Source organism: Microbacterium sp. NPDC058269, assembly GCF_042881445.1.
In the GTDB taxonomy this organism is placed as follows: Bacteria; Actinomycetota; Actinomycetes; order Actinomycetales; family Microbacteriaceae; genus Microbacterium.
Genome location: NZ_JBHVXT010000002.1, coordinates 760,054 through 787,047, shown reverse-complemented (window position 1 = coordinate 787,047; position 26,994 = coordinate 760,054). Strand labels below are relative to the sequence as shown.

The following is a 26,994-nucleotide window of genomic DNA, read 5'->3' as shown; positions in this document are numbered from 1 at the left end:
CGCATCGCGATGAGGGATTCAGTCGGCGCGGCTCAGGCTCATCAGCACTTCGGTGCGGGGTGCCGCCGGCAGAAGGAAGCGGAACTCGGTGCCCACGCCCTCCTGGCTCGTCACATCCATCGTCCCGCCGTGCGCGAGGACGATGGCACGGGTGATCGTCAGACCGAGCCCCACCCCCGGAACCGCGTTGCGCGTCGCCGTCGACGCACGGAAGAAGCGGGTGAACAACATCCCCTGCTCGTCTTCGGGGATGCCGACCCCGGTATCGGCGATGGAGAACTCGACGCCGCCGTCGACCGCGCGCACCCGCGCGGTCACCGTGCCCCCTCGCGGGGTGAACTTGATGGCGTTGGAGAGCAGATTGTCGATGGCCTGCCCCACCCTGCCCGCGTCGATGACGACGGGAACAGCTCCCGGCTCGACCTCTGCCACGAGCTCGATCCCCTCGCGCTGCGCATGGGGGCCGGCCGACGCCACTGCCGAGCGCACGAGCTCTGCCACATCGGCTTCCTCGCGCTCGAGCGGGAACCGCCCGGACTCGACCTGCGCGGTGAAGAGCAGATCGCCGACGAGATTGAGCAGACGCTGGGCATTGCGCTCGATGATGCCGACGAACTCCTGCTGGTCTTCGGTGAGAGGCTGCCCCGGATCGTTCTGGAGCAGATCCAGGAAGCCGATGATCGCGCTGAGCGGCGTACGGAGCTCGTGCGAGATCATGCCGACGAACTCGTCCTTCATGCGGGCGACCTCGACGGCCCTTGTCTCGTCGGTGAGGACGAACAGATAGCCCTGCTGCGCACCGGCACCGTCCTTGTGCGGGCTGACGGTCACGCGAGCCGGGACCGTGGTGCCTCCCGCCGTGATCACCTCGACGTCGCCGTCGACCGTGGCCCCGGCGTCGGCCTGGGCGAACAGTGCTTTGATCCCGGGAGCAAGATCGGCGTATCCCGGGGGCAGTCCGCCCGCCGGATCCGGCGGCTCCGCATTGTCCGCGGCCAGCATCGAGAGCACGGCGGTCGAGAAGAAACGGTCGATGCGCACGTCGCGCAGCGCTTCGTCGACCGGTAGGCCGAGAAGGCGTACAGCCCCGGGGTTCCAGGCCGTGACGGTGCCGCCCCGATCCGTGGCGATCACCGCCTGCGCCGTGATCGACGACCACAGGCTCTCGAACGAGTCGAGCAACTCACGGTACTGACGCTCCTTGTCGCGCAGCTGCACGATCATCGCGACGTTCTCCGACAACGCCCTGGTGCGCTCGGCGACGAGTTCCTCCGCCTGCTCGACGCGCATACGCTGCTGCCGCGAAAGCTGGTTGATGACCGCGGCCACCGCCGAGAACACCAGCGGCCCCACCACGCCGCGCAACCACTCGACGGAGGTGTCGGGCGGGTCGGTGAAGTACGGCATCAGCAAGGCGATCGAGGTCAATCCGCCCACCACGAACACCCAGCGGATGCCGGGAGCCGCCGCCAGCCAGACCACGGGCAAGAGCACGAGCGACGAGAACAGCGAGGTGGCACCGCCGGTGCCGGTACGGAACAGGCCGAGGCCGACGATGTCGACGATGGGGATCAGCAGCACGGCCCAGCCGTCGTGCACACCGCGTGCGGTGAACACGGCAGCGACCACCGTGGCGGCGAGGACGACGACGATTCCTGCCACTGCGGGCGCGAGATTCGTGATCGGAAGGTCGGGGACCCACCAGGTCAGGATCGCCGCGACGACGGTCGCGATGACCGTGGGCGCCTGCTTGAGCAGCGGGCTCGGGTTGTCGAAGACCTGGTACCAGCGGTTCTCCGCGCGGTCGAGCGGCGTCGCCCTCACCGCCGCACTCTCCCGACGATGGCATGCAGGTCGGAACCCGTGATCGGCTTCGGCAGGGCCGCATCGGCCGGCGGATAGTCGGCGGCGTCGAGCACCGAACTGATCACGAGGAAGCAGTCCGGAAAGCGCTCCTGGACGAGTCGCGCGCACTCCTGACCCGAGATCCCGGGAAGGAGCAGGTCGAGCACCGCCAGGACGGGATCGATCTCGGGGAACGCCGCGATCGCCGATTCCGCGTCGCGAGCGATGAACACGTCGAATCCCTCACGATCGAGATAGCGGCGCAGCAGCGCTGCCTGATCGGGAGCGTCCTCGACGACGAGGGCCAGCGGCCTCCCGGTCATCGAAGGAGCAGCTCTCGCACGACGACGATGACGACGACCACCGCGAGGGCCAGAAGCGCCTGCGGGATCAACCGTCGCTCACGTCGGGCGTCCGCGGCGATCTCCTCGACTTCGACATCGTGCGACGGGGGTGTGGTCATGAGTCGACACGTCCGATCTTCTCGGTCTTGATCCAGGAGGCATCGGCTCGACGCCACTCTTTGATGTAGGAGTCCACGGTGATGGCGCACAGCAGGGAGCCGTAGCCGCAGATGTAGAGCAGCAGACCGGCGAAGAACCGTCCGCCGGGAAGGGGCTCGACGGCGCGCGCCAACCAGATGCCGAGCATCGAGATCGGTCCCCACAGGTAGAAGACCACGGCCCAGATGAAGCCGGACTGATCCGTCAGCCCGAGGCCGAAGGTGGCCAGGAGCGATTCGAAGGCCCAGGGGAACAGCGCGATCGCCATCAGGATCAGGGCGCCGAGCCCCGGGAACATGATCGCCTCGCGCCAGGAATGCCGGCCGGTCCGTGGGTCGAGCTGCACCGAGTACAGCATCGAGAAGAGGTAGATGCAGGCCGCGGCGATCCACATGAAGCGGAAGACGAACTCGGCGATGTCGCTGTGCAGGAGGAGCAGCGCGAGCATGCCCGCCGCCGCCAGGAGCATGAACGCCGGAAGCAACAGGATCGTGAACCAGGCGAGCCCGAACCCGAAGCTGCCCAGGTTGTGGTCGCGGCTCGGCCGGAACCACAGCTTGCGGTAGATCGATGTCAGCTGCACGTTGCCCCGCGCCCAGCGCAGGCGCTGCTTCCACAGACTGTCGATCGTGCGCGGTTCCTCGGCCAGCACCACGGCATGCGGCTCGAAGACCATCCGACGCCCCTTGAGCTGCCCCTCGAAGGTCGTCATGGTGTCTTCGGCGAGGGTCCCCGTGGGGATCCGCCCGCCGATGGCCTCGAGGTTCGCCCGCGAGTGCAGTTGGGCACCACCGGCGAGGCAGGCGATCGCGCCGCCGACGTTCTGCACCCGACGGGCGGAGAGCTGACCGATGACGTACTCGATCGCGATGAACCGCGTGAGGTAGTTGCGGTCGCGGCTGCCCTCGGCGATATACGCCGTCACGGCGCCGACCTTCTCGTCGGCGAGGTGCCGGGTGAGCTTGCGCAGCGAGTCACGCGCGAAGATCACGTCCGCGTCCATGATGAGAACCGCTTCGGTCCAGGAGTCGGCGAGGACCACGTCGAGGCCGTGGTTGAGGGTGTGCGCCTTGCCTTCGCCACCCTTCTCGCGCCGCAGATGCACGACCCGGCCGGGGTGGGACTGCGCCTTCGCGGTCACGATCGCCGGGGTGTCGTCGGTGGAGGCGTCGTCGACGACGAACACCCGCAGACGCTCGGCCGGATACTCCAGCTGCAGCAGCCGCTCGATGGCGGGGCCGATCACCGCGCCCTCGTTCCAGGCCGGGATGATGACGGCGACGTTCGGGTGATAGGGCGCCGCTTTGCCGTAGTGGTTGCGGAACGCATGCAGCGGCAGCATGAGGAACTGCAGGCCGGTGTTGATCACCGGCAGAGTGCCGACCAGGACGCACAGCAGGAGAACGATGACCAGCACGGTCTCCAGCACGGAGAGGTCCGTCATCAGGATGCCTCCACCGCGTCGAGCAGCGCGACGACCCGGGTGTAGCGCCCGACCTCCGACGCCTCATGGCTGTCGGTGGAGGCGACGATCTCCCCACCGGCGTGACGGAGCGCGACCAGGGCTTCGACTCCGGGACAGCCCCACTTCTCGTTCACCTCGACGAGGGTGTCGGTGTCGGCGGCGGTGCGTGCCCAGGCATCCGTCCGCTGTGCACCCAGGTCGGCTTCGGACAGACCGATCTTCGGGAGGATCGAGAAGCAGTGCGCGAGCTGGTTCCCCGGATACCGGCGCATCGTGGCGATGAGCGCATCGACGAACTGATCGAGCACGTCGTCGGTCGCCCAGCCCGCGGCGATCCGCTCCCGCACCGTGGAAGGACCGAGAGGGCCGTCCGCACCGGGGAACTGATGGTCGGCGATGAGGATGCGATCGATCCCACCCGGCAGCGTCGGGATGTCGAGCGTTCCCGTCGTATCGAGCACCTTCGCCTCCACGCCGGTGAGCACCGTGAGCCCGTCCGGCACCTGGAGCGCCCGCACGGCGGCGAGGTACTCCGGAACCCAGGTCGTGCTCTGACGCACGTGATCGACCAGACGCAGCGTGGTCAGACCCGCCGTCGCTGCCGCTGCGACGTTCTGCGTGAGCGTCGAGACGGCATCGTCCGAGAACGTCGAGTGGACGTGGTGGTCGCCCCGAAGCAGCGCGTGGCTCACAGTTCCTCCTGATGCCCCGCATGGTCGGAGACCAGCACGTCTTCGATCTCGACGATCACATCCTCGAGGAAGCGCACCGAGGCGATCTCACGGAAGGGGATCTGCACCGGAAGCTCGCGCCCCAGGAACAGATCGGCCACGAGCGACGGGATGTCGACGCCGGCCGCGATCGTCAGGGGCAGGGCGCCCGGGAAGCGCGGATTGACTTCGAGCAGCACGGCCCGCCCTGTGCGGTCGCGACGCAGCTGCACGTTCGCGACGCCGACCAGTCCGATCGCCCGCGCGATCGATGCCGCCGTCTCCTCGAGCTCCGGGTCGCGGAGGGTGCGTCCGGCGATCGCCACACCGGAATCGACCCTGGCGCGGGTGCGGGGCACAGCGGCGACGACGTTGCCCGCCGCGTCGGCGATCACGTCGACCGAGTACTCCTCCCCCGGGAGGAAGTCCTGCACGATGAGCCCCTCGTCGGTCGGCAGCGCCTCGAGCGCTGCACGATCGGGGACGAGCCGCACGCCGCGGCTCCCCGCTCCCTGACGCGGCTTGGCGAAGACCGGGAACTCCCAGTCGACGGCCTCGGCGTCACGTCCGGCGAGGACCGTGCGCGGGGTGTGCCCGGTCGGCGCGCACCGCTCTGCGAGGGCGAGCTTGTCGAGCGCGGTGTTCAGGGTGTCTGCCGACGGCGCGGCCAGAACGGCGGGGGCCAGCTCGTCGCGTCGACCCGCGAGGGCGATGAGTTCGACGTCGACGGTCGAGATCACCAGGTCGAGGTCGTCTTCCTCCACCATGCGGGCGATCGCCGGTACGAAGTCGTCGTCCCTCCCGGGCGGCACCAGACGGCGCTGCGCCGGTGGAACCAGGTAGATACCGCTCGCCCAGCCGTCCATATCGGCGGCGAAGACGGTCAGATCGGAGCGACGGAGCAGCGACCTGATCACGGCCACGCCTGCCGGGCCTCCGGCACCGGTCACCAGCACCCGCTTCGTCATCAGCTCTCCCGTCGTGTGAGTTCGTGGGCGCCGATGAACTCGGCGGTCTCGCGCACCACTTCCAGAGGTTCGACTGCGGTACCCCCGCCGAACCTCGACCAATACCGGGCGGTCGCGGTGACGAACTCGGGTGCCAGGTAGTCGCGGCTCGCCGTCTGGGATCCGAAGCGCTCGAGCAACCGCAGCTTCTCGTCGAGGTACTGGTCGATGCGCACGAACCTCGTGGGGCGGAAGTCGATCGTGGAGGACGGGCTCTGATAACAGGCGACCGTGCCCACGCGCCGCGTCGCCACGATGGTCGCCTCGCTCACGGCCCTGTGGTCTTGATGGCGGTCATGGCTCGAATGGGTGTAGACGATCGTGGGCTGGATCTCCTGCACGACCTCTTCGATGATGCGGACCGTGGAGCCTCCGCCGGAGATCTCCGTGTCGACGAGATCCTTCAGGAACAGACGGGCGCCCAGCATGTCGGCCGCCTCCAGGGACTCGTTCTGTCGACTGTCGGCGTCTCCCCCTCTGGCCCCGCGGGAGAGCGTGAGGATGGTGATCTCGTCCTGAGCCCTGGCGTGCGCCGCGAGCAGCCCGCCGACGCCGATCTCGACGTCATCGGGATGTGCGCCGATCGCGAGCACCCGCTCGGGCTTGCGCGCCTCTTCACGGCGACGGCGCCCCTCTTCGACCAGACGGGTGACCGCCTCCACGAGCTTGCCGTTGTCGAGCGGCTTGGTCAGGAACTCATCCGCTTGCGCCCGCAGGGCCGACACCGCGTACTCGACCGAGACGTGGGCGGTCATCACCACGACGGGGACCGAGGGAACCGTCCTCCGCAGCTCGGCGAGCAGCTCGAGCCCGTTGAGCCCGGGCATCTCGATGTCTGTCACGACGACATCCGGGCGCACAGCGGCGACGCGCTCGACCGCCATCTGCCCGTCGGAGGCGACATCGACGATGCACCCGGCCCGCCGTTCGAGCACGGTCTTCACGAGCAGGGCGACATCAGGATCGTCATCGACGACGAGCACACGAGGAGAATCCTCTGGCATGGGTACAGCTCTCCTTGGGGAGGTTCCCTGACCGAGGGGGATCGGCCACACGATCTCGGTGCCCTTCAACACCGAGACCGCAGGGAAAGTCGAGCGGGGTATGTCGATTGTGGCATACGATGCCGACCTCGCGACGGCGCGTCTCCTAGGCTCCCGCGCGCGCGGCGCGTTTCTCCTCCTGGAAGACCCGGATCGCCTCGTAGCGCTCTGCGGATCGTGCCCGTCGCTTCGCCGCCTCGTCCTCGCGATTCTTCGGCGGCGCCGCGGTGACGAGTTCGCCCAACAGACGGCCGACGACCTGCGCGATCTCTCCGACCGCGCTGTCGAAGGCGGCCTGGTTGGCTCGCGACGGCGCCGTGGTTCCGGAGATCTTGCGCACGAACTGCAGCGCTGCATCGTGGCACTCCTCATCGGTCGCGGCGGGCTCGAGGTTGTTCAACGGGACGATGTTCCGGCACATACGGGCACGCTACGCCGCCCCGCGGACAGACGGAAGGGGGCCAGGGTGGGGATGGTGCGGCTGTGGGGCGGTCGCTACGCTCGGGGCTACCGGGGCCGCCTCTGCGTCCCCTCCCACACCCGTCGACAGGACAGAGAAATGACGAACCCCCCGTTCCCCGAACCGCCTGCCCCCGATTCTTCGAATCCGGTGACGCCACCGCCCGCCGCTCCCGCCGCACCTCCGGCCGGCACCTCCGATGCACCTCCGGCCTGGGATGCCACTCCCGGTGCGGCACCCGCCGCCGGCTACCCGGCTCCCGCAGCACCCGCGTATCCGCAACCCGAGCCGACCCCGCCGGGACGCGTCCTGTCGATCGTCGGACTCGTCCTCGCTTTCCTGGCCGCACCGATCGGCCTCATCCTGAGCATCGTCGCCGCCGTGAAGCTCGGCAAGGCCGGGCAGCCGAAGGGACTCGCGATCGCCGGCATCATCGTCGGCGCGATCCTGACGATCGTCGGCATCATCGGGATCATCCTGTTCGCGACCGTCATCGCCGGAGTAATCGGAATGTGCGCCGAACTCGGCAGTGGCGTCTGGGAGGTCAACGGCGTCACCTACACCTGCGGCTGACCCGCATTCGACGAGAAAGCGAGAGGGACCGGATGCGAGTCGCATCCGGTCCCTCTCGTCGTCTGTGACGACTACTTCTTGTAGTTCGGGGCCTCGACCACGATCTGCACGTCGTGCGGGTGCGACTCCTTGAGCCCCGCCGAGGTGATGCGCACGAACTTGCCGCGCGTCTTGAGCTCTTCGATGGTGCGGGCGCCGACGTAGAACATCGACTGACGCAGCCCGCCGACCAGCTGATAGGCCACGGCGGCGAGCGGTCCGCGGTAGGGAACCTGCCCCTCGATGCCCTCGGGGATCAGCTTGTCGTCGCTGGGGACGTCGGCCTGGAAGTAGCGGTCCTTGGAGTACGAGGTCTGCTTGCCGCGGGTCTGCATCGCGCCCAGCGACCCCATGCCGCGGTACTGCTTGAACTGCTTGCCCGACTGGAAGACGATCTCGCCCGGAGATTCGTCGGTTCCGGCCAGGAGCGAGCCGAGCATCACGGCATCGGCACCGGCGACGAGCGCCTTGGCGATGTCGCCCGAGTACTGCAGACCGCCGTCGGCGATCACGGGAACCCCTGCGGGGCGGGCGGCGAGGGAGGCCTCGTAGACCGCCGTCACCTGGGGCACGCCCACGCCCGCGACGACGCGCGTGGTGCAAATGGAGCCGGGACCGACGCCGACCTTGACCGCGTCGACTCCGGCATCGATCAGAGCCTGAGCGCCTTCGCGGGTCGCGACGTTGCCGCCGATGACGTCGATGTGCTCGAACGACGCGTCGGCCTTCAGGCGGCGGACGAGATCGATGACGCCCTGCGACTGGCCGTTGGCGGTGTCGACCACGAGAACGTCGACCCCGGCATCGCGCAGCGCCTCGGCGCGCTCCCACGCGTCGCCGAAGAAGCCGATCGCGGCACCGACGCGCAGTCGACCCTGGTCGTCCTTGGTGGCGAGCGGATACTTCTCGCTCTTGTCGAAGTCCTTGATGGTGATGAGACCGGCGAGCTTGCCGTCACTGTCGATGAGCGGCAGCTTCTCGACACGGTGCTTCGCGAACAGCGCGATGACCTCGCCCGCCGCGACACCCACGGGAGCGGTGACGAGGTTCTCCCGCGTCATGACGTCCTTGACGAAGGTGCTCTGGCGCTCGAAGCCCGAGACGAACCGCATGTCGCGGTTCGTGATGATGCCGACGAGCTTGCCCTCGTCGTCGACGACGGGAAGACCGGAGATGCGGTACTTCGCGCAGAGGTTGTCGACCTCTTCGACGGTCGCGTCCTGCGTCGTCGTGATGGGGTCGGTGATCATGCCCGACTCGCTGCGCTTCACGCGGTCGACGTGCGCGGCCTGGTCGGCGATGGAGAGGTTGCGGTGCAGGATGCCGATGCCGCCCTCACGCGCCATCGCGATCGCCATGCGCGACTCGGTGACCGTGTCCATCGCGCTCGACAGGAGCGGGGTGGCGACCGAGATGCGGCGTGTGATGCGCGAGGACGTGTCGGCCTCACTGGGGATCACGTCGGTGTGCCCCGGCAGGAGCAGCACGTCATCGTACGTCAGTCCGACGAAGCCGAAGGGATCGTGCTGTTCCATGGATTCTCCTTCTGCGCGAGTCGCGCATGTCCGAGTGCGAGGGGGTGGTCGACGTCGGCCGGTGCGGGGCCGCGGCCCGTATGAAGATTCTAAGCGAGACACGCCCGAGAACATTCCCAGAGCCCCGCCGTTACCGGACTGTTGACACGGACCGTAGGTGATTCGCCGATCGACCATTACGCTCAAATGCGTCGTCCATCCCTGCGGTCGAACCCGAGACCGCAGAGACACAGCACTCAAAGTGGAGGTTGCGTGGGACCCACAACAATCGCCGTGCAGCGAAAGCGCCCCTGGGTGGTCGCGCTGCTCGCTATCCTCATGGCGCTCACCGCGTTCGTGTTCATGCCCCCCTCACCGGCTTCGGCCGAGACGACGGACGACGGGCAGGAGATCACGGACTTCTACTTCGCCGGTGTCGTCACCAACGCCGACCAGCCCGTCGAGGGCGTCGCGATGTCGATCAAGGGGAACGGCTTCGAAGCCGACACCGAGACCGATGCCGAAGGAAAATGGCGCCTCTACGTGCCGGAGAAGGAGACGTACACCCTCACCGTGGACGAATCCACCCTTCCGGACGGAGTGATCGTCGACGCCACCCAGCTCCCCGAGGGCATCCAGCCGGTCTCGGGTACCACGGCGTCGTTCGAGCTCGAGTTCGGTCTGACCGGGACCAAGATCGTCAACTTCTTCCTGGGCGCGGGCGAGCGGGTCACGGTGTCGTTCCTCGACCAGCTCTTCTCACGGCTCGTCGGAGGCCTGAACTTCGGGCTCCTGCTCGGACTGGCCTCGATGGGTGCCGCGCTCATCTACGGCACGACGCGCCTCTCCAACTTCGCCCACGGCGAGATGGTCACCTGGGGTGCCGTCATCGCGCTGATCTTCACCACGTTCTGGCAGCTGCCGCTCTGGCTCGGCATCATCGCCGCCGTGATCGGTGGCGCAGCCCTCGGCTGGGCACTCGATGCGGGGATCTGGAAGCCCCTGCGGCGACGAGGACTCGGCGTCGTGCAGCTGATGATCGTGAGCATCGGTCTATCGCTCGCGCTGCGCTACGGCATGCAGTACTTCATCGGCGGCAACACCTACCAGCTCCCGGGCGCGAGCCCCGAGCCGATCAGGTTCGGTCCTATCTCGCTGTCTTACATCGACATCATCGGCATGGCGACGAGCATCATCGTGATCCTCGCTGTCGCGTTCTTCCTCACCCGGACCCGCACCGGAAAGGCGACGAGGGCGATCTCGGACAACCCGCAGCTCGCCGCCGCATCCGGCATCGACGTCGACAAGGTGATCCGCACCGTGTGGATCCTCGCCGGTGCACTGGCGGCGATCTCCGGCATCCTCTGGGCGTACTTCCGCCCCGGGGTGAAGTGGGACATGGGCATGCAGATGCTGCTGCTGATGTTCTGCGCGATCACGCTCGGCGGTCTCGGCTCCGCGATCGGCGCCCTGATCGGCTCGATCATCGTCGGACTCGCCGTCGAGGTCTCGACCTTGTTCGGCGTACCGACGGACCTCAAGTACGCGACGGCCCTGGTCGCGCTGATCCTGATCCTGCTGGTGCGACCGCAAGGCATCCTCGGACGAAAAGAAAGGTTGGGCTGACACATGGACTTCGGCAGCATTTTCGGCAACACCGCCTCCTACCTCTTCAGTCCGACCACCATCGCCTACGCCCTCGCGGCAACGGGTCTCGCCGTGCACTTCGGATACACCGGACTGCTCAACTTCGGTATGGCCGCGTTCATGGCCATCGGCGCCTACGGGTACGCGATATCGATCCTGACGTTCGGCTTCCCCTGGTGGGCGGCACTCCTGGTCGGCCTGCTCGGCGGGGCGGTGTTCGCTCTCGTGCTCGGCATCCCCACCCTCCGTCTGCGCGCCGACTATCTCGCCATCGCGACCATCGCCACCGCCGAGGTGGTGCGCCTGCTGTTCGTGACCGAGCTCTTCAAAGACTGGACGAACTCCGCCGGCGGCCTCTCCGGGTACCACCAGAGCTTCCGCGATTCCAATCCCTTCCCGGAGGGAACCTACGGCTTCGGGCCGTGGACATACAACGCGACGGATCTCTGGGTCCGCGTCGTCGGACTGATCAGCCTCGCCGTGGCAGTGCTCGTGGTCTGGGCGCTCATGCGCAGCCCGTGGGGTCGCGTGCTCAAGGGCATCCGTGAGGATGAGGACGCGGTGCGCTCGCTGGGCAAGAACGTCTTCGCCTACAAGATGCAGGCGCTCGTGGTCGGCGGTGTGATCGGCGCCCTCGGCGGAGTCATCTTCGTCCTGCCGTCCGCCGTCATCCCCGGAAGCTACTCGACCTCGCTGACGTTCTTCCTGTGGACGATCCTGCTGCTGGGTGGTGCGGCCACGGTCCTCGGGCCGACGCTCGGTGCGGTGCTGTTCTGGGTGGTGTTCGCCTTCCTCGGTGCGCTCCTTCCCGCGATGGCGAACGCCGGGTTGCTGCCGATGTCGGGCCAGCAGGCCGACGTCGTGCGCTACATCGTGATCGGCATCGTGCTGATGCTGATCGTCATTTTCCGGCCTCAGGGCATCCTCGGAAACAAGAGGGAGATGACCTTTGTCAAGTAATGACGACGCGGCGGTCACGCCCACGAAGAGTGCGCCACGTGCCAAGACCGGCGGTCTCGCCGCTGGTCCCGCAGCGCCCGGTGTCAAGAAGGTCGATCCCATCCTGATCGTCGATGCGGTCGAGCGGCGCTTCGGCGGTCTCACGGCGGTCGACGTCGACCACCTCGAGATCCCGCGCGGAGCCATCACCGCGCTCATCGGCCCGAACGGAGCAGGCAAGACGACCCTGTTCAACCTGCTCTGCGGCTTCGACAAGCCGAACAGCGGCACCTGGTCGTTCGACGGCACGAACCTGTCGGGCATCCCGTCGTTCAAGGTCGCGCGGATGGGACAGGTGCGCACGTTCCAGCTGACCAAGTCGCTGTCGTTGCTCACGGTGCTCGAGAACATGAAGCTCGGCGCGAAGGATCAGCGCGGCGAGGGCTTCTGGGCGGGACTGTTCCCCTTCCTCTGGCGCAAGCAGGATCAGGAGATCGAGGCGCGTGCGCACGAGCTGCTCACGCGGTTCAAGCTCGACGCCAAGGAGCAGGACTTCGCCGCATCGCTGTCCGGCGGTCAGCGCAAGCTGCTCGAGATGGCCCGCGCGCTCATGAGCGATCCGACGCTCGTCATGCTCGACGAGCCGATGGCCGGGGTCAACCCGGCGCTCACACAGTCGCTGCTCGAGCACATCCTCGATCTGAAGGATCTGGGGATGACGGTGCTGTTCGTCGAGCACGACATGCACATGGTCCGCCACATCGCCGACTGGGTGGTCGTGATGGCCGAGGGCCGTGTCGTCGCCGAAGGTCCGCCCGACCAGGTGATGGAAGACCCCGCCGTGGTCGACGCCTATCTCGGCGCGCACCAGGACGTCGACCTCGGTGCTGTCACCGGCCGGCTCGCGGTGATCTCCGAAGAAGACGCGACCAGGATCCGCGAGCAGATCGAGACCGAGGTCGAAGCCGAGGTCGAGGCCGAAGACGTTGAGGAGGAGAAGTCATGACCGACGCACCCGTCGAGCGGAACGAGATCAAGAACGACGACGTGATCGTCGAGCTGACCGACGTCCATGCCGGCTATCTCCCCGGAGTGAACATCCTCAACGGTGCGAACCTCATCGCCCGCAAGGGAGAGCTGATCGGCATCATCGGCCCGAACGGCGCCGGCAAGTCGACGCTCCTCAAGGCGATCTTCGGCATGGTCGAGATCCGCTCCGGCGACGTCACCGTGAAGGGCGAGAGCATCGTCGGGCTCAAGGCCGACAAGCTCGTGCGCCGCGGGGTCGCCTTCGTGCCGCAGACCAACAACGTGTTCCCGTCGCTGACGATCCAGGAGAACCTGGAGATGGGGCTGTACCAGAACCCGAAGATCTTCGCGGAGCGCCTGGAGTTCGTCAGCAGCATCTTCGGCGAGCTGGGCAAGCGCCTCAAGCAGCGGGCCGGTTCCCTCTCGGGCGGTGAGCGGCAGATGGTCGCGATGTCGCGCGCGCTGATGATGGACCCGTCGGTGCTGCTGCTCGACGAGCCCTCCGCCGGCCTCTCCCCCGTGCGTCAGGACGATGCATTCATCCGCGTCTCCGACATCAACAAGGCGGGGGTGACGACGATCATGGTCGAGCAGAATGCGCGGCGCTGTCTCCAGATCTGCGACCGCGGCTATGTGCTCGACCAGGGCAAGGACGCCTACGAGGGGTCGGGGCGCGAGCTGCTGAACGACCCCAAGGTCATCGGCCTCTACCTCGGCACACTGGGCACCGACGCCGCCTGAACCGTGCATGAAGAAGGCCCCGGATGCCGAAGCATCCGGGGCCTTCTCCGTGTGATTACTTCAGACGGGTCGTGGTGTTGTCGGCACCGAACTCGTAGACGCCGATGGCCGCACCCTTCGGGTCGTTGTTCTCGTCGAACGTGACCTTGCCGGAGAGACCGTCGTAGTCCGCCGTGCCACCGCCGTTGATGATGTCGGCGCACTCCGCGAACGTGCTGCACGCTTCGCCGTCGCCGTCGCCACCGGAGACCGTGCGCATCTGCTCGGCCATGTCGGCGCCCTCGACCGAGCCGGCGGCGAGTGCCGACAGCGCGATGAGGATGACGGCGTCGTACGCCTCGGCGGAGTACGTCACCGCGTCGATCGGGTCGTTGCCCTCGGCGGTCCAGACCTCGTTGAGCTGGTCGAGGAAGTCCTGCGGCAGGTCTGCACCCGCGCGCGTGCCCTTCGAGCCCTCGAGGTTGACCGAGATGTCGGTTCCCCAGTCCTTCAGGTTGCCGTCGACCAGGTACAGCGAACCGGTGTCGACGCCGGCGTTGCCGAGCAGCGGTGCGATGGTCGCGAACTGCTCGTACGAGACGACGGCCACGGCATCCGGGTTGGCGGCGGCGATCGAGGCGACCTGCGCGTTGAACTGCCCGTCACCCTGGTTGTACGAGACCGACTCGACGACCTCGCCGCCGGTGCCCTCGAACGTCGCCGTGATGGCCTCGGCGAGACCGGTGCCGTACGGATCGTTCTGGTAGATGATGCCGAGGGTCTTGTGGCCGTCCTCGGCGATCTGGTTGCCGAGCACCTCGCCCTGCAGCAGGTCGCTGGGGGCGGTGCGGAAGTACAGCGGGTTGATGCCCGTGAAGTCCGGCGACGTGTTCGACGGCGAGACGGTGAGGATGCCCGCACCGGCGTTGCCGTCGAGGATGAGCTTGGTGACGCTCGACGACGCGGCACCGATCATCGCCGTGATCCCGGCGTTCTGCAGGTTCGTGATCGAGGTCTCGTACGCCTTGTTGTCGAGGTCGCCCTCGTCGGCGGTGGTGAGATCGATCGTCACGCCGGCCTTGGCGTCGTTGATCTCGTTCACGGCCAGCTGGACACCGGCTTCCATCGGCGCCCCGAGGAACGCGAGCGTTCCGGTGGCCGGAAGCAGCGAGCCGAGCTTGAGCGTCAGATCGGCGGCTGGCTTGTCGCTGCCGCCGCTCGGCTCTGCGCTCGGGGTGCTGCTGCAGCCGGCGATGACGATGGCGGATGCACTGATCAGTGCGATCCCGGCGAAGACCTTCGCTGTGCGCGAGCCCTTCAATGCGTTCATGATGCTCCCTTGCGTAACTGAACGTGGATTGTGGCCACAATCGGGTGCTCTAACACTAGGGCGTGAGTCCCGCGCGCAGGGGTCGCAAGTGTCTCGGTGCGTTAACGATCCGACACCGGGTTCCCCACCTGATGATCCCCGGGATCAGGCCGGGTCAACCCGCGGAATCCTGCGGCCCCGACGTGCGGCGAGCAGGAGGTCGACGATGAAGACACCGATCGCGATCCACACGATGATGAACCCCGCCCAGCGCTCGGTGGGCATCGGCTCGTGCAGCACGAGCACACCGATGAGGAACTGCATCACGGGGGTGATGAACTGGATCATGCCGATCACCGTGAGGTTGATGCGTCGGGTTCCTGCGGCGAACAGGAGCAGCGGGACGGCCGTGGCGACGCCGGCGAAGGCCAGCAGCAGCGCGTGCGTCCACCCGTTCATGCCCATCGTGATGCCCCCGGGTGTCAGAGCGACGATGATGAGCTGCACCACGGCGATGGGGATCAGCCAGAACGACTCCAGCGTGAGACCGCTCACCGCGTCGACGGCGGGACCGATCTTCTTCTTGATGAGGCCGTAGACCCCGAAGGACGCCGTCAACGACAACGCGATCCACGGGAACGCCCGATAGGCGACGACGATCACGACGACCGCGATCGCCGCGATGGCGATGGCTGCCCACTGCAGCTTGCGGATGCGCTCCTTCAGAACGAAGACGCCCAGCAGCACGGTCGTGATCGGGTTGATGAAGTAGCCCAGGCTCGTCTCGACGACGTTGCCGCTGAGGGTTCCGATCAGGAACACCTGCCAGTTGACGTAGATCAGAAGTCCGGCCAGAGCCGTCCAGCCCAGCAGCTTCGGCTGGCGGAGGATGACGCCGAACGCGACCCAGCCGCGCGTGACCGTGAGCAGCAGCAGGCAGAACACGAACGACAGCAGCACCCGCCAGGCCACGACCTCCCACGGCCCCGTCGGCACGAGGAGGAGGAAGTAGAGCGGAAGCACTCCCCAGAGGAGGTACGCCCCACCCGCGTAGGCGACGCCGGCGGTCTGCGTGGCGCGGGTCGTCTCTGGGGGCACCGCACAACCCTATGCCCGCGCTGCCGCCGCGAACTCCATCGCCCGGCCTCTCCGGCGGAGTTTGGCAGGAAACGGATGCCCGGTGGCGTACGCAGAAGGGGGCCCGGATGCAATGCGCATCCGGGCCCCCTTCGAGGACCTTGGCCCTGCCCCTCATGAGGGGCGGGAATCAGGTTCCGCAGATCAGCGGACGACGACCGCCAGGACGTCGCGAGCCGACAGGACGAGGAACTCGTCTGCGCCGAACTTCACCTCGGTGCCGCCGTACTTGCTGTAGAGCACGCGGTCGCCGACGGCGACGTCGAGCGGAACACGGTTGCCGTTGTCGTCGATGCGGCCGGGGCCGACCGCCACGACCTCGCCCTCCTGGGGCTTCTCCTTGGCGGTGTCGGGGATGACCAGGCCACTCGCGGTGGTCTGCTCGGCCTCGACCTGCTTGATGACGATGCGGTCCTCGAGCGGCTTGATGGAAACCGACACGGTCTACCTCTTCTTTCTTGACGCTGACACGAAAGACTTGTTCGCACTCTCAACCCGAGAGTGCTAATCCAGTCTAGGCGCTCGGCTGGCACTCACGCAATGCGAGTGCCAGTGCGCGCCGCGGTTCGGCACATCGCCCGGGCAATTAGGCTGAGCACGTGGAGATGTCCGAGCTGCGCGCCCTGCTGACCCCCGCCGGTCTCGAGCTGCTCGACGCGGTCGGGCCCATCGAATCGACGGCCGACGTCGCCCGCGCCGTCTCACGATTGCGCGCAGCCGACCACTCCCCCGAGTTGGTCTCCGCCGTGGTCGGACAAGCCCACCTGCGGTCCAAGGCGGCGGCGAAGTTCGGCCCCTTCGCCGCGCGCATGCTCTTCACCCGAGCAGGGCTTGAGCAGGCCACGAGACTCGGGGTCGCGGCCCGGCACGCGCAGCGGATCCGCCAGGCCGGCTTCACCCGTGTCGCCGACCTCGGCTGCGGCATCGGCGGGGACGCGCTCGCCTTCGCCGGAGCCGGGCTCGATGTGCACGCCGTCGACGCCGACGAGGTCACCGCGGCCCTCGCGGCCTACAACCTGGCCCCGTTCGGCGACAGCGCCGTGGTGAGTCACGGCACGGCGGAAGATGCCTTCTCGACGCGGGAGGCCGGTGGCGCCGTCTGGATGGACCCGGCCAGACGCACCTCGGGGCACAGCGAGACCCGACGCGTCTCGTCCGACGACTACTCCCCTTCCTTGGACTGGGCGTTCGACGTGGCCGCCCACCACCCGACCGGCATCAAGCTCGGACCGGCGCATGATCGCGACGCGCTCCCCACCGACGCCGAGGCGCAGTGGGTGAGCGCCGACGGCAGCGTCGTCGAACTCGTCGTCTGGAGCGGAGCCCTCGCCCGAGCGGGAGTCCGCCGCGCGGCGCTCGTGATCCGCGACGAGCGCTCGCACGAACTCACCGCGCCGGCGGACGCCCCCGACGAACCCGTGCGCGAGCTCGGTGCCTTCCTGCACGAACCGGACGGCGCGGTGATCCGTGCACGTCTGATCGGCGAGGTCGCCCGAAGCCTCGATGCGGGGATGCTCGACGAGCACATCGCCTACCTGACCTCGGACACCGCGCTGACGAGCCCGTTCGTGCAGTCCTTCCGGGTGCGGGAGACCCTGCCCGCGAGTCCCAAGGCGATCAGTGCCGCCCTCAAGGCGCACGGCATCGGACGCCTGGAGATCAAGAAACGCGGAGTCGACATCGATCCCGCGGCTTTCCGCAAGAAGCTCACGCTGCGCGGCGACCAGGAGGCGACGCTGATCCTCGCCCGCATCGGCGATCAGCGCCGCGCGATCCTGGCCGACCGGGTGCCCGCAGCGAACTGACCCTCGTTCAACGCTCCGCGTCGCGACCCGGCGGCTCGACCACGATGGGGTCGCCAGGAGGGGCATCGACCCGGACGGTCTCCCCCGGCCCCACCTCGGTGAACGGCGCCTCGGTGATGGTCAGATAGGGCGTCTGCTGCGACGTGTACCGCAGTTCGAGCAGCACCACCTGCGACACGGCACCGTCCGGATCGGCATCGACGACCTGTACGCCGAGTCCATCTCGCAGCGCCGTCTCGAAGGGTGAGCACGACACCGCGCCTTCGGCATCGACGATCAGGCACCTCTCGGTCGAGCCTTCTTCGGTGATACGGTCGGCGACCCAGACATCACCCCCGCGGAATCGACCGAGGAGCGAAAGGCCCAGCTCGTACCCGTCGTCGACCAGCGCCTCGGCACGTTCTCGCTCAGCGCCCTCGAACCACCCGAGGGTCGAGGAAGCCATGCCCCATCGTTGGAGGGCCACCATCGGCTCGCCTGTTGTGGAGATGGCCAGGGTGGCGTTCACGACTTCCCTCGCGCCTTCCTCCTGCTCCCCTCCGGCTTCGGCCGGCACGGGCAACGATGCCGAGAGTCCGCCGCTGATCTGCGCCTGCGGAAGACAGGCCGTATGCGACTGGGAGCCGACATCCAGGACCAGGCACCCGCTCTTCCCGTCGTCCTGAGTCGCATACCAGGCGAGAGCCACGTCGCTCTGCGCGACAGCTCGGACGGATCCAGGGTCGAACACGTCGGGGTCGGCCTGGAGCGCGGCACGACGCTCCTGCTGCTCGGCTGTGAGCGGAATCCCTTCGACCCGTGGCGAGAACAGTGCCCACCCGGCAGCGACGCCGGCGAGGAGCAGCATCGCCGCGACGATGACGACCTTCGCCGCATGCTGCCGCAGTGAGCCGGCGAGGGTCTCCGGCTCATCGGACGGCTGCGACTGCGGCTGCTGCTGCGGCTGCTGCTGCGGCTGCTGCTGCGGCGGCTGCGGCTGCTTCTGCGGCTGGTCCAGGGTCTTCACCGCGTCCTGCGCCCGAAGCACGGATGCCTCTGCGTCCTCCGCCCGTCCGCCGATCGGATGCGAGGGCTCGGTGGGAACAAGCTCCCGCGGTTCCCCCGCCTCCGCGACGACGCGCGATGCGCGACGCGCTGCTTCGAGCGCGGCGAGTCGCTCCGACTCCGCCTCGGTCAACGCCCCGTCGCGACCGTACGCCCGCTGCTGCAATGCGCGCAGCTCCCCGGCCTCACTCTCCCCCGGCACCGGTCACGCCTCCTTCGCGTGTGATGACGAGGAAAGACGGCCTCGGGCCCGACGCGAGCTCCAGGTGCGTCACGGCGCCGGTGTCGACATCGACGATGTTCAGGACCAGACTCGAGGCCTGATCCTGCATCGTCTCAGGATCAGCGCAGATCATCGGGGAGTCCGCGGTCGCCCCGCCGTGGATGAGGCACCGGTTCTGTGATTCGCGCTGGGTCGCCGTCCACACCGGCACGTCGCCGTCATAGCCCACCACCCAGAGCGAGTTGCCCTGGAAGCCCTCGTCCGCGAGGCGCACCGCCGTCTGCGCCTCTTCCTGATTGGAATACGTGATGCCGCCGGGGCCCGTGTCGTAGTCATACGCGTCGACGGCGACGGCGGGGTCGCCCGAAGGAGCGAACAACATCTGGGCGGCGACCTGCCGCTGCGTATCCGCGGTGCCGCTCACGGTGATGACCCCGTAGATCCCGGCCTCTTCGACCGTGTCGGTACGGTCGCAGCTCGGCACCACGACTTCCCCGGCGCGCAGGATCAGACAGGTGCGTTCCCGCTCCTCCTTCGTGGCCGTCCAGACGACGGCGCCCTCCTCGACCGCGAGCGCGCGGATGGACCCCGCATCGTAGTCGCCGCTCGCGACCAGCTCGCGCTGCCAGTCCTGCTGCTCCGCGGTCAGCTCGACGGACGCGAGCCCGGTCCTGCCGAATGCGAGCCAGCCGACCCCCAATCCGACGAGGAGAACAGCCACGGCCGCGACGGTGAGAAGGCGCCGATGAGCCCGCAGAGGCGACGATAAACGCGTGGAGATCCCCTCGACATCCGCGGGTCCGGGCACAGAGGGCTCCGCAGCGCCGGCATCGACCTCGTCATCCTCCACCGCGGCTGCGGGTGCGGTGATCGGCGTCGAATCGGGATCGACGGCACCCTTCACCGCGGGCTCCAGCGCAGGCATGCCACGGCGGTCTTCCAGCTCGCGCAGTCGGACGACGGCGGCGTCGGTGAGCGACGCCTCACGGCCGTAGGCCCGTGCCTGCAGGGAGCGCAGTTCCTCGAGCTCCGCCGCGTTCAGCATCGGTCAGCCGAGTCTCTCGAACTGCATGCCCGCCCAGACCAGCCAGCCCAGGCTGTAGACCGTCGCGCAGAGTCCGAGCACGAGCGCCCAGCGCGCGATCGCGCGGCTCTCGACCGGACGACGCAGCGACATGATCGCGGCGATGACCGCCACCACCGCGACCGGGATGCCCCACCCCACGAAGAACGACGCTCCGAGGGCCACGATGGCGGCCAGCAGCGCCCACGGCGCGAGTCGGGTGTCATCGATCGACACGGAGCCCGTCGACGGCTCCCACTCGGTCTCGTCGGGAGCATCGATGTCCGGACCGGTCACGACGACCGGCTCGATGCCCACCGGACCCGTCGGTAGCCGGGTGTATCCGTCACGGCGAGCGCCGGGAAGGCGGGCGGTCCCTGCCGGGTGCTCCACCTCGTCGCTGGGACGCTCGATGCGCGCCGCCGGTGTCGCCGAGGGCTTCGCCTCAGGAGAGCCGGGGATGTCGCTCACGCCGCCACCGCCTCCGCGATCTGGATCTCGGTGACGGGAAGGGTCGAGTCTGCCCCGAATGCCAACGTGGACGGGCGACGGCCGGAGGAGATCAGCTCGGACGCGAGGGCCGCGATCATCGCGCCGTTGTCGGTGCACAGCGACAACGGCGGGATGCGCACCGTGACACCTGCCGCTTCGGCGCGCTCGAGAGCGACCTCGCGCAGCCGGCGGTTCGCGATCACGCCTCCCCCGAGAAGCAGGCGCGGGACACCGAGGTCGGCACAGGCGGCGAGCGCCTTCGTGACCAGGACGTCGACGACGGCTTCGCGGAAGCTCGCGGCGACGTCGGCGACGGGGACGTCGATCCCCTCCGCTTCGCAGCGCTCGACCCAGCGGGCCACGGCTGTCTTCAACCCGGAGAACGAGAAGTCGTAGCGGTGCTTCGCCACGTCCGATGCGCGAGACAGTCCGCGGGGGAATCGGATCGCGTTCGGGTCGCCGTCGGCGGCTGCGCGGTCGATCTCCGGGCCTCCGGGGTATGGGAGCGACAGGAGGCGGGCGACCTTGTCGAACGCTTCTCCCGCCGCGTCGTCCATCGTCTCGCCCAGCAGCTCGACGTCGGTGGTGAGGTCGCGCACATGCAGCAGCGAGGTGTGGCCGCCGGAGACGAGCAGCGCGATGGTGGGGTACTCGAGCGGAGCAGAGTCGGCGGTGAGGATGTCGGCGGCGATGTGCCCGACCAGGTGGTTCACCGCGTACAGGGGCTTGTCGATCGAGACGGCCAGACCCTTCGCCGCACCGACGCCGACCATCAGCGCACCGGCGAGTCCTGGGCCGCTCGTGACGGCGACCGCGTCGAGGTCGTCGAGCCGCACCCCCGCCTCGGCGAGCGCCGCATCGATCGCGGGCTGGAGCGCCTCGAGGTGCGCCCTCGCGGCGACCTCGGGCACGACGCCGCCGTACCTGGCGTGCTCATCCATGCTCGACGCGATCGTGTTCGAGAGCAGGGTGCGTCCGCGCACGATGCCGATGCCCGTCTCGTCGCAGCTCGTCTCGATGCCGAGGACCAGCGGTTCGCTCATGCCTTCGCCTCCTCGGTCGTGGTGTCGGACGCCGGGTGGCGGCGCAGCTGCAGACGCATCACGATCGCGTCGACGTCGTCGGGCTGATAGTAGTGCGGGCGACGGGCGATCTCTTCGAACCCCTCGGCGAGGTAGAGCCCCTCGGCGGCGGGGTTGTCGGCTCTGACTTCGAGGAACACCTCGCGCGCGCCGCGCTCTGCGGCGGCCGCGAGCAGTGCCCGCAGGAGGATCCTGCCACGGCCCCGGCCGCGATGCTCGGCGAGCAGAGCGATGGTCTGGATGTCGGCGTCGGCGCTGCCGTGAAGGGCCCGCACGCCGCCGTAGCCGATCAGGGCGCCGTCGTGCTCGTCGACCAGGTATCGGCCGTGCGGGCTCGCCAGCTCGGCCGCCATGGTCTCGGGGCTCCAGGCGTCCGTCGGGAAGGACCGGTTCTCGATGGCCATGATCGCGTCGAGGTCTTCGACCGTCGCGTCGCGGAGGGTCACGTCCCCACCTTCTTCGGGGCGCCGGGGAGCGTCACATCGGGGTGACGCATGTAGAGGGGCTCGTCGCCGGTGAGGACGCGCTCGGCAGCGAGCGCGCGCGCCCCGACCCGAGCCAGGTCCGTTGCGGACAGCGTCGACACGTCGATGCGCCGGATGCCGTCGAGGTGTGCATCGGCGTCGGCGGCCCGCACGAGCACGGTGTCGGCGACGACGACCGGGATGCCGTCGTCGTCGAGGCCGTCGAACACGGTGATCGCGACCTCGCGTCGACGGGCATCGGTCACGATCGCGAAGGTCTCGGTCTCGGTCTCGGTCTCGAGGACAGTGAGGGCCGCAGCGAAGTGACTCGGGACGGGGATGACCGGGAGGCCGCGACCGAGCGCGAAGGCGCGCGCTGCGGCGATGCCGATGCGCAGCCCGGTGAACGGCCCGGGGCCCATGCCCGCGACCACATGGGTGATGTCCGTATCGTCCGCCTCGCGCAGGACGTCGACGCGAGCGTCGCCCGCCTCGCACAGAACACCGACGAGCAGGTCGCCGATGACCTCGGCGTGGCCGAGCGGGTCGACGGCACCGGCTTCGGCGCGACGCGCCCCGTCGGCATCGATGAGGGCGACAGCCGTGCCCAGGGAGGTATCGACGGCAAGGATCACGACTCCAGATTAGCCGCCGTCCCGCGGGGAGAGCGGTCCGCAGGAGTCGAAGACCGCGAGGTCAGCCCAGCGGAGCGCGCAGTGGGTAGTCCTGGTCCTCGAGAATCACCTGCGCGGCAGCACCCGTCGTCTGGTTGACGATCACGGGAGCGAGGAGGTTCACGCTCACGCCCTCGGACGACGGATGCGCGACCACGAGGATCAGCGCGTCGTCGGGTGAGCCGAGGGCGAGGCCGTCCGCCTGCTCGTCGGTGATCGTCGGCGCATAGTCGCTCAGCACCGTACGAGGGTCCACGAGGTAGAGGCGCAGCGCGGCGTCGTCGACGGCCCGCATCGAGAACAGCCCCTCGGATCCTTCGACAGGAGCGAGGGCGAAGTCGACGTGGGGTGCGAGTCCTGGCGGCGGCGCGAGGAAGGTCAGCGCGGCGGTCATCGGAGGAAGTCCATGAGCGAGGGCTGGAGCACGCGCGCGTTCACGGCGAGCGCCGAGCGGTACACGAGCTCCTGCGCCTGCAGACGCACGAGCACTTCGATCGAATCGACATCCTCCACCGCCGTCCTGCGCGACTCGAGGGACACGGAATTCTGCACTGCCGCCTCCTTGGCGCGTTCGATCTGGGACTGCCTCGTACCCACCGAGCCCTGTACGGCGAGCATGGCCGTGCGGCGACCGTCGATCTCGCCGAGACGAGGACCGACGTTCGTGCCGGAGCGGAGGTCGGCGACGATCTTGTCGACGAGCGCGAAGACCGAGTCGTCGCCGGTACCGAAGACGGCCGCACCATCGGTGTCGACGCGGACGGATGCCGCATCGGACACACGGCGGGTGACCTCGGCTCCCGGCACCCCGCTGTGGCTGTAGTCCGCGGCGAAGGCCGCGGTATCGGACGTGCCGGCGAACACGGAACGGCCGAGCAGCCGGGTGTTGGCCTGGGAGAGGAGCTCCTTGCGGATGCCTTCGAGTTCGACGGCCAGCGCCTCCTTGGCCGTCGCGTCGAGGGCACCGTCGTTCGCCCCCTGTGCCGTGAGGTCGCGGACCCGGCCCAGCAGAGCCGTGCTCGCGGTGATGGCGGTATCGGCCGCAGTGACCCAGGCCAGCCCGTCGTCGATGTTGCGCGCGTACTGCTCGGTGCGGCGCTGTTCGGCATGCAACGCCAGAGCGGCGGCTGCGGCAGCCGGGTCGTCGGACGGGGCGGCGAATGCACGCTGGGAGGTCGCCTGCTCCTGCAGACGCGCCAGTTCGGAGAGGTTGGACTGCAGCTGGCGCATCGCCGTCTGCGTCATGGCGGATGACGTCACTCGAGAGATCACGGTGCTCCTTCGCTCAGCGTCCCACGAGGCCCGTGCGGTTGATGAGCACGTCGAGCGCCTCATCCACCGCGGTCATCACGCGGGCTGCGGCCTGGTAGGCGGTCTGGTAGGTGAGCAGACTGATCGTCTCCTCGTCGCCGTCGACGGCGGCGACCGACTGCTGCGCCCCGACCGCGGCGACCGCGGCGGAGTCGGAGAGCTTCGCACGCTGCACATCGGCGGCCGTCGCGACCCCGAACCGGGTGACCTGATCGGACCACAGCGCATCGGGAGAGCCGGCACGACGACCGATCTGCGAGATCAGGTCGGCGTTCGTCGCATCCAGAGCACCGGAGCCCGGTGCCGCGAGTGCCAGCTCGGACGCCGATCCCACGGCGACCTGCAGTCCGAGTGCGGCAGAGCCGGTGACAGGAACGGTGAAGAAGTCTCCGCCGGCCTGGCCGGTGGAGGTGACGCCCGCCCGGTGCTGGGTGTTCATCGCGTCGGCCAGGGCCGTCGCCACCTTGTCATAGGTCGCCGCGAGTCCGGCGAGCATGCCGCCTTCAGCGGCCGGTGCGAGAACCGAGAGCGAGGCGCCGAGCTCGCCGCCGTCGATCGAGACGGGAAGATCGGGCGCCGATGCCCAGGAGAGGCTGAAGCGCTGACCCGAATCGATCGAGGCGGGCCCCGCCAGCACGAGGTGGCGGGAGTCGGAACCGGAGACCAGCGCGTTGCCGCCGAGGCGGACGGTCATCGTGCCATCGCTCTCGATCGTCGCTGCCGCACCGGACATCCTGGCCACGTTCTGTGCGAGGACACTCCGCTGGTCCATCAGCTCGTTCGCCGAGCGGCCGGAGGCGAGCGCATCACGGATCTCGTCGTTGAGCACCGCGATCTGGTCGGCGGTCGCGTTCACCTGCGAGACCGTGCGATCGGCGGAGTCACGCGCGTTGCTCCACTGCGTGGCGACGTTCCGGTAGCCGCCGGCGATGTGCGAGGCGAGCTCCTTGGCCGATTCCAGGATGCTCGATGCCGCGGCCCCCGAATCCGGAGTGTTCGCGAGGTCCTGCCAGCCGGACCAGAACTTCGACAGTCGCGCCGCGAGTCCGTTCGCGGTGGGCTCGGCGAGCGATGCCTCGATCGTGGTCGCGGCCACCGCCCTGGTCGACCAGTAGCCCGAGGCGCCGAGAGCGTCACGCACCCTGGCATCGAGCAGCGCGTCGCCCAGTCTCGCGACGCCGTCGATCGAGACGCCGTGTCCGGGGAGGGCACCGACGCTGAACCGTCCAGTCTGCGCGATCGCAGCGACCGCCGAGGTCGTCACACGCTGCCGCGTGTACCCCTCGGTCTTCTGGTTGGCGATGTTCTGCCCGACCACGTCCATGCCGCGCCGGGCGGCCGCCAGTCCGCTGGCCGCCGTGTTCAGTCCACTGAAGGTCGACATGATCCCCTCTCGGTCACATCTCGGTATCGATGATGCGCGCGGCGTCGTCGCGTGCGCGGTCACCCTTGGTCGTGTATTCGCCGGTGTCGTGCCCGAGCGCGGCGATGGTCTCCTGCGTGGCGCGGAGCACTCCGCTGAGCTGCTCCGCATTGGCGTCACGCATCTGCTCGACCTCGGCGGCGAGCTTCGTGAGCGCCCGCAGATGGTCGGCGAAGACCTCCTGCCATGCCCCCTCCGGCGCATGCTCGATCAACTCGCGGATCGTCGACGCCTCGGGAGCTCCCCACTCCTCGGCGACGGCCGCGACCTCGACGGTGCGGGCGAGTCCCGCGCCACGCAGCCTGTCGAGCACCTGATCGATCTCGCGTGCGGCGAACTGGATCCACTGGGACCGCCCGGCAGCGAGCAGCAGCTGCTGTTCGTCGAGCTTGAAGAGCAGCATCTCGAGAAGCTCACGCTCGCGCCACAGCTGTATCGATAGTTCGTTGGCTCCCATGATCCCCTTTTCCCCAGTGATCGCCCCGCCTGTCGACGCGGCCAAACGTCACTATCGGCCAGCGCTTCCCTAACGTTACTATGTGGAACGGCGGTGGACTGTTCTCCCCATGTACAGATCACAAGAAGTGTGATAGGTGCATCTGTTCATCTCCTCGGAACTTCCGGAGTGCATCCAGAGAGGTGGATCATCCCCCATGTCGTCGCGCGCTCAGCGCAATCTGCTCATCGAGAGCAACCTCCCTCTGGTCGGATACCTCGCCGCCGAGACCCATGCCCGTGCCACCCACATCCCCCGCGACGAACTCGCGGCCGTCGGAGCGCTCGCGCTCGTGACCGCCGCCGAGGCGTTCGACCCCGAACTCGGCGTGCCCTTCGGCGCCTATGCCCGTCGTCGCATCCTCGGCGCGTTCGCCGACGAGATGCGCTCGATGGACTGGGCGTCCCGCGGCATCCGCAAACGAATAAAGGAGACCGTCGCCGTCCGCGAGACCCTGACCGCCGGACTCGGCCGGACGGCGACGGCCGCCGAGGTCGCCACGGCCATGGGCGTCGCGAAGGACGTCGTGGTCGAGGCGCTCGGCGATGCCGCCAGGATCCTGACGACCCTCGACGAGCCCTCGGCGCGCGACCTCGCCGCTGACATCCCCCTCCCCGAGGAGTCGGCGATGGTCGGAGAACGGCGCGAGGTGCTCGAGCAGGCCGTCGCCGCCCTTCCGGAGCGCATGCGACGGATCGTGCAGGCCGTCTACTTCGACGAGCGTCCGGTGAAGGAGATCGCCGAGGAGCTGGGCGTGACGCACTCCGCGGTGTCGCAGCAGCGGTCGGAGGCCATCCGCCTCCTGCGCGATGCCCTGGACCGGTACTTCGCCGAGGGTGCGGCACCGACCACCACGACGCGGGTCTCGGTCGGTGCGCGCGATGCCTACTTCACACGGATCGCCGACGCCGCGGGCTCACGCATCGCCGGCGTCTTCCGCGAAGCAGCCCCCGCGTAGCCACGACGCCGCTCACGGC

29 protein-coding genes are annotated in these 26,994 nt (G+C 68.5%); 7 read left to right on the top strand and 22 right to left on the bottom strand.

Annotated elements, in window-relative coordinates:
• Positions 1–18 precede the first annotated feature (18 nt).
• The 8 genes from ACFVWL_RS12220 to ACFVWL_RS12185 form a co-directional block, all read right to left on the bottom strand.
• On the bottom strand, positions 19–1,824 hold the full coding sequence (locus tag ACFVWL_RS12220) for an ATP-binding protein (RefSeq protein ID WP_387182897.1): 1,806 nt from the start codon (positions 1,822–1,824) through the stop codon (positions 19–21).
• Positions 1,821–2,168 carry a response regulator gene (locus ACFVWL_RS12215; RefSeq protein WP_387182894.1) on the bottom strand — a complete coding sequence of 116 codons (348 nt, stop codon included), beginning with the start codon at positions 2,166–2,168 and terminating at the stop codon, positions 1,821–1,823. The genes ACFVWL_RS12220 and ACFVWL_RS12215 overlap by 4 nt, the downstream gene beginning before the upstream one ends.
• A complete protein-coding gene (locus ACFVWL_RS12210) occupies positions 2,165–2,308 on the bottom strand; it encodes a hypothetical protein (protein ID WP_387182892.1) in 144 nt (47 codons plus the stop codon). Before ACFVWL_RS12210 ends, ACFVWL_RS12215 begins: the two co-directional genes overlap by 4 nt.
• Positions 2,305–3,792 (bottom strand): glycosyltransferase, encoded by a 1,488-nt coding sequence (locus ACFVWL_RS12205; protein WP_387182889.1) that lies wholly within the window; start codon positions 3,790–3,792, stop codon positions 2,305–2,307. The genes ACFVWL_RS12210 and ACFVWL_RS12205 overlap by 4 nt, the downstream gene beginning before the upstream one ends.
• Positions 3,792–4,505, bottom strand: a complete 714-nt coding sequence (locus ACFVWL_RS12200; protein ID WP_387182887.1) for a PHP domain-containing protein — start codon at positions 4,503–4,505, stop codon at positions 3,792–3,794. The genes ACFVWL_RS12205 and ACFVWL_RS12200 overlap by 1 nt, the downstream gene beginning before the upstream one ends.
• Positions 4,502–5,491, bottom strand: coding sequence for an ATP-grasp domain-containing protein (locus ACFVWL_RS12195; RefSeq protein WP_387182884.1), 990 nt, complete (start codon positions 5,489–5,491; stop codon positions 4,502–4,504). The genes ACFVWL_RS12200 and ACFVWL_RS12195 overlap by 4 nt, the downstream gene beginning before the upstream one ends.
• The gene (locus tag ACFVWL_RS12190; protein ID WP_387182882.1) at positions 5,491–6,534 is read right to left on the bottom strand and encodes a response regulator; all 1,044 of its coding nucleotides are present in this window, start codon (positions 6,532–6,534) and stop codon (positions 5,491–5,493) included. The genes ACFVWL_RS12195 and ACFVWL_RS12190 overlap by 1 nt, the downstream gene beginning before the upstream one ends.
• Positions 6,535–6,679: 145 nt before the next feature.
• Positions 6,680–6,994 carry a DUF2277 domain-containing protein gene (locus ACFVWL_RS12185; protein WP_387182880.1) on the bottom strand — a complete coding sequence of 105 codons (315 nt, stop codon included), beginning with the start codon at positions 6,992–6,994 and terminating at the stop codon, positions 6,680–6,682.
• Between the two features lie 138 nt (positions 6,995–7,132).
• Here ACFVWL_RS12185 and ACFVWL_RS12180 point away from each other — a divergent pair, with 138 nt between their 5' ends.
• Positions 7,133–7,606: a DUF4190 domain-containing protein gene (locus ACFVWL_RS12180; protein WP_387182877.1), complete on the top strand. Its 474-nt coding sequence runs from the start codon at positions 7,133–7,135 to the stop codon at positions 7,604–7,606.
• A 71-nt stretch (positions 7,607–7,677) separates the two neighbouring features.
• Here ACFVWL_RS12180 and guaB read toward each other — a convergent pair whose 3' ends face one another.
• The gene (gene guaB / locus ACFVWL_RS12175) at positions 7,678–9,180 is read right to left on the bottom strand and encodes an IMP dehydrogenase (protein ID WP_387182874.1); all 1,503 of its coding nucleotides are present in this window, start codon (positions 9,178–9,180) and stop codon (positions 7,678–7,680) included.
• A gap of 318 nt (positions 9,181–9,498) precedes the next feature.
• Between guaB and ACFVWL_RS12170 the strand changes: the two genes are divergently transcribed.
• The 4 genes from ACFVWL_RS12170 to ACFVWL_RS12155 are packed head-to-tail and all read left to right on the top strand — an operon-like array spanning position 9,499 to position 13,515.
• A complete protein-coding gene (locus tag ACFVWL_RS12170) occupies positions 9,499–10,785 on the top strand; it encodes a branched-chain amino acid ABC transporter permease (RefSeq protein ID WP_387183618.1) in 1,287 nt (428 codons plus the stop codon).
• Positions 10,786–10,788: 3 nt separating this feature from the next.
• Positions 10,789–11,766, top strand: a complete 978-nt coding sequence (locus ACFVWL_RS12165) for a branched-chain amino acid ABC transporter permease (protein WP_387182871.1) — start codon at positions 10,789–10,791, stop codon at positions 11,764–11,766.
• Positions 11,756–12,751 carry an ABC transporter ATP-binding protein gene (locus ACFVWL_RS12160; RefSeq protein WP_387182869.1) on the top strand — a complete coding sequence of 332 codons (996 nt, stop codon included), beginning with the start codon at positions 11,756–11,758 and terminating at the stop codon, positions 12,749–12,751. The genes ACFVWL_RS12165 and ACFVWL_RS12160 overlap by 11 nt, the downstream gene beginning before the upstream one ends.
• Positions 12,748–13,515 (top strand): ABC transporter ATP-binding protein, encoded by a 768-nt coding sequence (locus ACFVWL_RS12155; RefSeq protein WP_387182866.1) that lies wholly within the window; start codon positions 12,748–12,750, stop codon positions 13,513–13,515. Before ACFVWL_RS12160 ends, ACFVWL_RS12155 begins: the two co-directional genes overlap by 4 nt.
• Positions 13,516–13,570: 55 nt before the next feature.
• Here the strand turns inward: ACFVWL_RS12155 and ACFVWL_RS12150 are convergent, their stop codons facing one another.
• From ACFVWL_RS12150 to groES, 3 genes are all read right to left on the bottom strand, one after another.
• Positions 13,571–14,824: an ABC transporter substrate-binding protein gene (locus ACFVWL_RS12150; protein ID WP_387182863.1), complete on the bottom strand. Its 1,254-nt coding sequence runs from the start codon at positions 14,822–14,824 to the stop codon at positions 13,571–13,573.
• A gap of 144 nt (positions 14,825–14,968) precedes the next feature.
• A complete protein-coding gene (rarD, locus tag ACFVWL_RS12145; RefSeq protein ID WP_387182860.1) occupies positions 14,969–15,901 on the bottom strand; it encodes an EamA family transporter RarD in 933 nt (310 codons plus the stop codon).
• A gap of 183 nt (positions 15,902–16,084) precedes the next feature.
• Positions 16,085–16,381 (bottom strand): co-chaperone GroES, encoded by a 297-nt coding sequence (groES, locus tag ACFVWL_RS12140; RefSeq protein ID WP_017203655.1) that lies wholly within the window; start codon positions 16,379–16,381, stop codon positions 16,085–16,087.
• A 164-nt stretch (positions 16,382–16,545) separates the two neighbouring features.
• Here groES and ACFVWL_RS12135 point away from each other — a divergent pair, with 164 nt between their 5' ends.
• Positions 16,546–17,745, top strand: a complete 1,200-nt coding sequence (locus tag ACFVWL_RS12135) for an SAM-dependent methyltransferase (RefSeq protein WP_387183616.1) — start codon at positions 16,546–16,548, stop codon at positions 17,743–17,745.
• 7 nt (positions 17,746–17,752) lie between these two features.
• Here ACFVWL_RS12135 and ACFVWL_RS12130 read toward each other — a convergent pair whose 3' ends face one another.
• The 10 genes from ACFVWL_RS12130 to ACFVWL_RS12085 form a co-directional block, all read right to left on the bottom strand.
• Positions 17,753–18,991, bottom strand: a complete 1,239-nt coding sequence (locus ACFVWL_RS12130) for a hypothetical protein (RefSeq protein ID WP_387182858.1) — start codon at positions 18,989–18,991, stop codon at positions 17,753–17,755.
• Positions 18,975–20,057, bottom strand: coding sequence for a hypothetical protein (locus ACFVWL_RS12125; protein ID WP_387182856.1), 1,083 nt, complete (start codon positions 20,055–20,057; stop codon positions 18,975–18,977). Before ACFVWL_RS12125 ends, ACFVWL_RS12130 begins: the two co-directional genes overlap by 17 nt.
• A 3-nt stretch (positions 20,058–20,060) precedes the next feature.
• Entirely contained in the window at positions 20,061–20,546 is a 486-nt protein-coding gene (locus ACFVWL_RS12120; RefSeq protein ID WP_387182853.1) for a hypothetical protein, read from the bottom strand.
• The gene (gene tsaD, locus ACFVWL_RS12115) at positions 20,543–21,610 is read right to left on the bottom strand and encodes a tRNA (adenosine(37)-N6)-threonylcarbamoyltransferase complex transferase subunit TsaD (RefSeq protein WP_387182851.1); all 1,068 of its coding nucleotides are present in this window, start codon (positions 21,608–21,610) and stop codon (positions 20,543–20,545) included. Before tsaD ends, ACFVWL_RS12120 begins: the two co-directional genes overlap by 4 nt.
• Positions 21,607–22,095 carry a ribosomal protein S18-alanine N-acetyltransferase gene (gene rimI / locus ACFVWL_RS12110; RefSeq protein ID WP_387182848.1) on the bottom strand — a complete coding sequence of 163 codons (489 nt, stop codon included), beginning with the start codon at positions 22,093–22,095 and terminating at the stop codon, positions 21,607–21,609. The genes tsaD and rimI overlap by 4 nt, the downstream gene beginning before the upstream one ends.
• Positions 22,092–22,748: a tRNA (adenosine(37)-N6)-threonylcarbamoyltransferase complex dimerization subunit type 1 TsaB gene (tsaB, locus tag ACFVWL_RS12105; RefSeq protein WP_387182845.1), complete on the bottom strand. Its 657-nt coding sequence runs from the start codon at positions 22,746–22,748 to the stop codon at positions 22,092–22,094. Before tsaB ends, rimI begins: the two co-directional genes overlap by 4 nt.
• A 61-nt stretch (positions 22,749–22,809) precedes the next feature.
• Positions 22,810–23,181: a flagellar assembly protein FliW gene (locus ACFVWL_RS12100; protein WP_387182842.1), complete on the bottom strand. Its 372-nt coding sequence runs from the start codon at positions 23,179–23,181 to the stop codon at positions 22,810–22,812.
• Positions 23,178–24,059 carry a flagellar hook-associated protein FlgL gene (gene flgL / locus ACFVWL_RS12095; protein ID WP_387182839.1) on the bottom strand — a complete coding sequence of 294 codons (882 nt, stop codon included), beginning with the start codon at positions 24,057–24,059 and terminating at the stop codon, positions 23,178–23,180. The genes ACFVWL_RS12100 and flgL overlap by 4 nt, the downstream gene beginning before the upstream one ends.
• A 13-nt stretch (positions 24,060–24,072) precedes the next feature.
• Positions 24,073–25,482: a flagellar hook-associated protein FlgK gene (flgK, locus tag ACFVWL_RS12090; protein ID WP_387182837.1), complete on the bottom strand. Its 1,410-nt coding sequence runs from the start codon at positions 25,480–25,482 to the stop codon at positions 24,073–24,075.
• Between the two features lie 13 nt (positions 25,483–25,495).
• On the bottom strand, positions 25,496–25,978 hold the full coding sequence (locus tag ACFVWL_RS12085) for a flagellar protein FlgN (RefSeq protein ID WP_387182834.1): 483 nt from the start codon (positions 25,976–25,978) through the stop codon (positions 25,496–25,498).
• A gap of 196 nt (positions 25,979–26,174) precedes the next feature.
• Between ACFVWL_RS12085 and ACFVWL_RS12080 the strand changes: the two genes are divergently transcribed.
• Positions 26,175–26,975: a sigma-70 family RNA polymerase sigma factor gene (locus ACFVWL_RS12080; RefSeq protein WP_387182832.1), complete on the top strand. Its 801-nt coding sequence runs from the start codon at positions 26,175–26,177 to the stop codon at positions 26,973–26,975.
• Positions 26,976–26,994: the final 19 nt, after the last annotated feature.

Bases quoted from the DNA above. Each gene is read 5' to 3' on its own strand.
- ACFVWL_RS12215 (WP_387182894.1), bottom strand. From the start codon at position 2,168: ATGACCGGGAGGCCGCTGGCCCTCGTCGTCGAGGACGCTCCCGATCAG.
- ACFVWL_RS12210 (WP_387182892.1), bottom strand. From the start codon at position 2,308: ATGACCACACCCCCGTCGCACGATGTCGAAGTCGAGGAGATCGCCGCG.
- ACFVWL_RS12205 (WP_387182889.1), bottom strand. From the start codon at position 3,792: ATGACGGACCTCTCCGTGCTGGAGACCGTGCTGGTCATCGTTCTCCTG.
- ACFVWL_RS12195 (WP_387182884.1), bottom strand. From the start codon at position 5,491: ATGACGAAGCGGGTGCTGGTGACCGGTGCCGGAGGCCCGGCAGGCGTG.
- ACFVWL_RS12190 (WP_387182882.1), bottom strand. From the start codon at position 6,534: ATGCCAGAGGATTCTCCTCGTGTGCTCGTCGTCGATGACGATCCTGAT.
- ACFVWL_RS12185 (WP_387182880.1), bottom strand. From the start codon at position 6,994: ATGTGCCGGAACATCGTCCCGTTGAACAACCTCGAGCCCGCCGCGACC.
- ACFVWL_RS12180 (WP_387182877.1), top strand. From the start codon at position 7,133: ATGACGAACCCCCCGTTCCCCGAACCGCCTGCCCCCGATTCTTCGAAT.
- guaB (WP_387182874.1), bottom strand. From the start codon at position 9,180: ATGGAACAGCACGATCCCTTCGGCTTCGTCGGACTGACGTACGATGAC.
- ACFVWL_RS12170 (WP_387183618.1), top strand. From the start codon at position 9,499: ATGGCGCTCACCGCGTTCGTGTTCATGCCCCCCTCACCGGCTTCGGCC.
- ACFVWL_RS12165 (WP_387182871.1), top strand. From the start codon at position 10,789: ATGGACTTCGGCAGCATTTTCGGCAACACCGCCTCCTACCTCTTCAGT.
- ACFVWL_RS12155 (WP_387182866.1), top strand. From the start codon at position 12,748: ATGACCGACGCACCCGTCGAGCGGAACGAGATCAAGAACGACGACGTG.
- ACFVWL_RS12150 (WP_387182863.1), bottom strand. From the start codon at position 14,824: ATGAACGCATTGAAGGGCTCGCGCACAGCGAAGGTCTTCGCCGGGATC.
- ACFVWL_RS12135 (WP_387183616.1), top strand. From the start codon at position 16,546: ATGTCCGAGCTGCGCGCCCTGCTGACCCCCGCCGGTCTCGAGCTGCTC.
- ACFVWL_RS12125 (WP_387182856.1), bottom strand. From the start codon at position 20,057: ATGCTGAACGCGGCGGAGCTCGAGGAACTGCGCTCCCTGCAGGCACGG.
- tsaD (WP_387182851.1), bottom strand. From the start codon at position 21,610: ATGAGCGAACCGCTGGTCCTCGGCATCGAGACGAGCTGCGACGAGACG.
- ACFVWL_RS12100 (WP_387182842.1), bottom strand. From the start codon at position 23,181: ATGACCGCCGCGCTGACCTTCCTCGCGCCGCCGCCAGGACTCGCACCC.
- flgK (WP_387182837.1), bottom strand. From the start codon at position 25,482: ATGTCGACCTTCAGTGGACTGAACACGGCGGCCAGCGGACTGGCGGCC.
- ACFVWL_RS12085 (WP_387182834.1), bottom strand. From the start codon at position 25,978: ATGGGAGCCAACGAACTATCGATACAGCTGTGGCGCGAGCGTGAGCTT.
- ACFVWL_RS12080 (WP_387182832.1), top strand. From the start codon at position 26,175: ATGTCGTCGCGCGCTCAGCGCAATCTGCTCATCGAGAGCAACCTCCCT.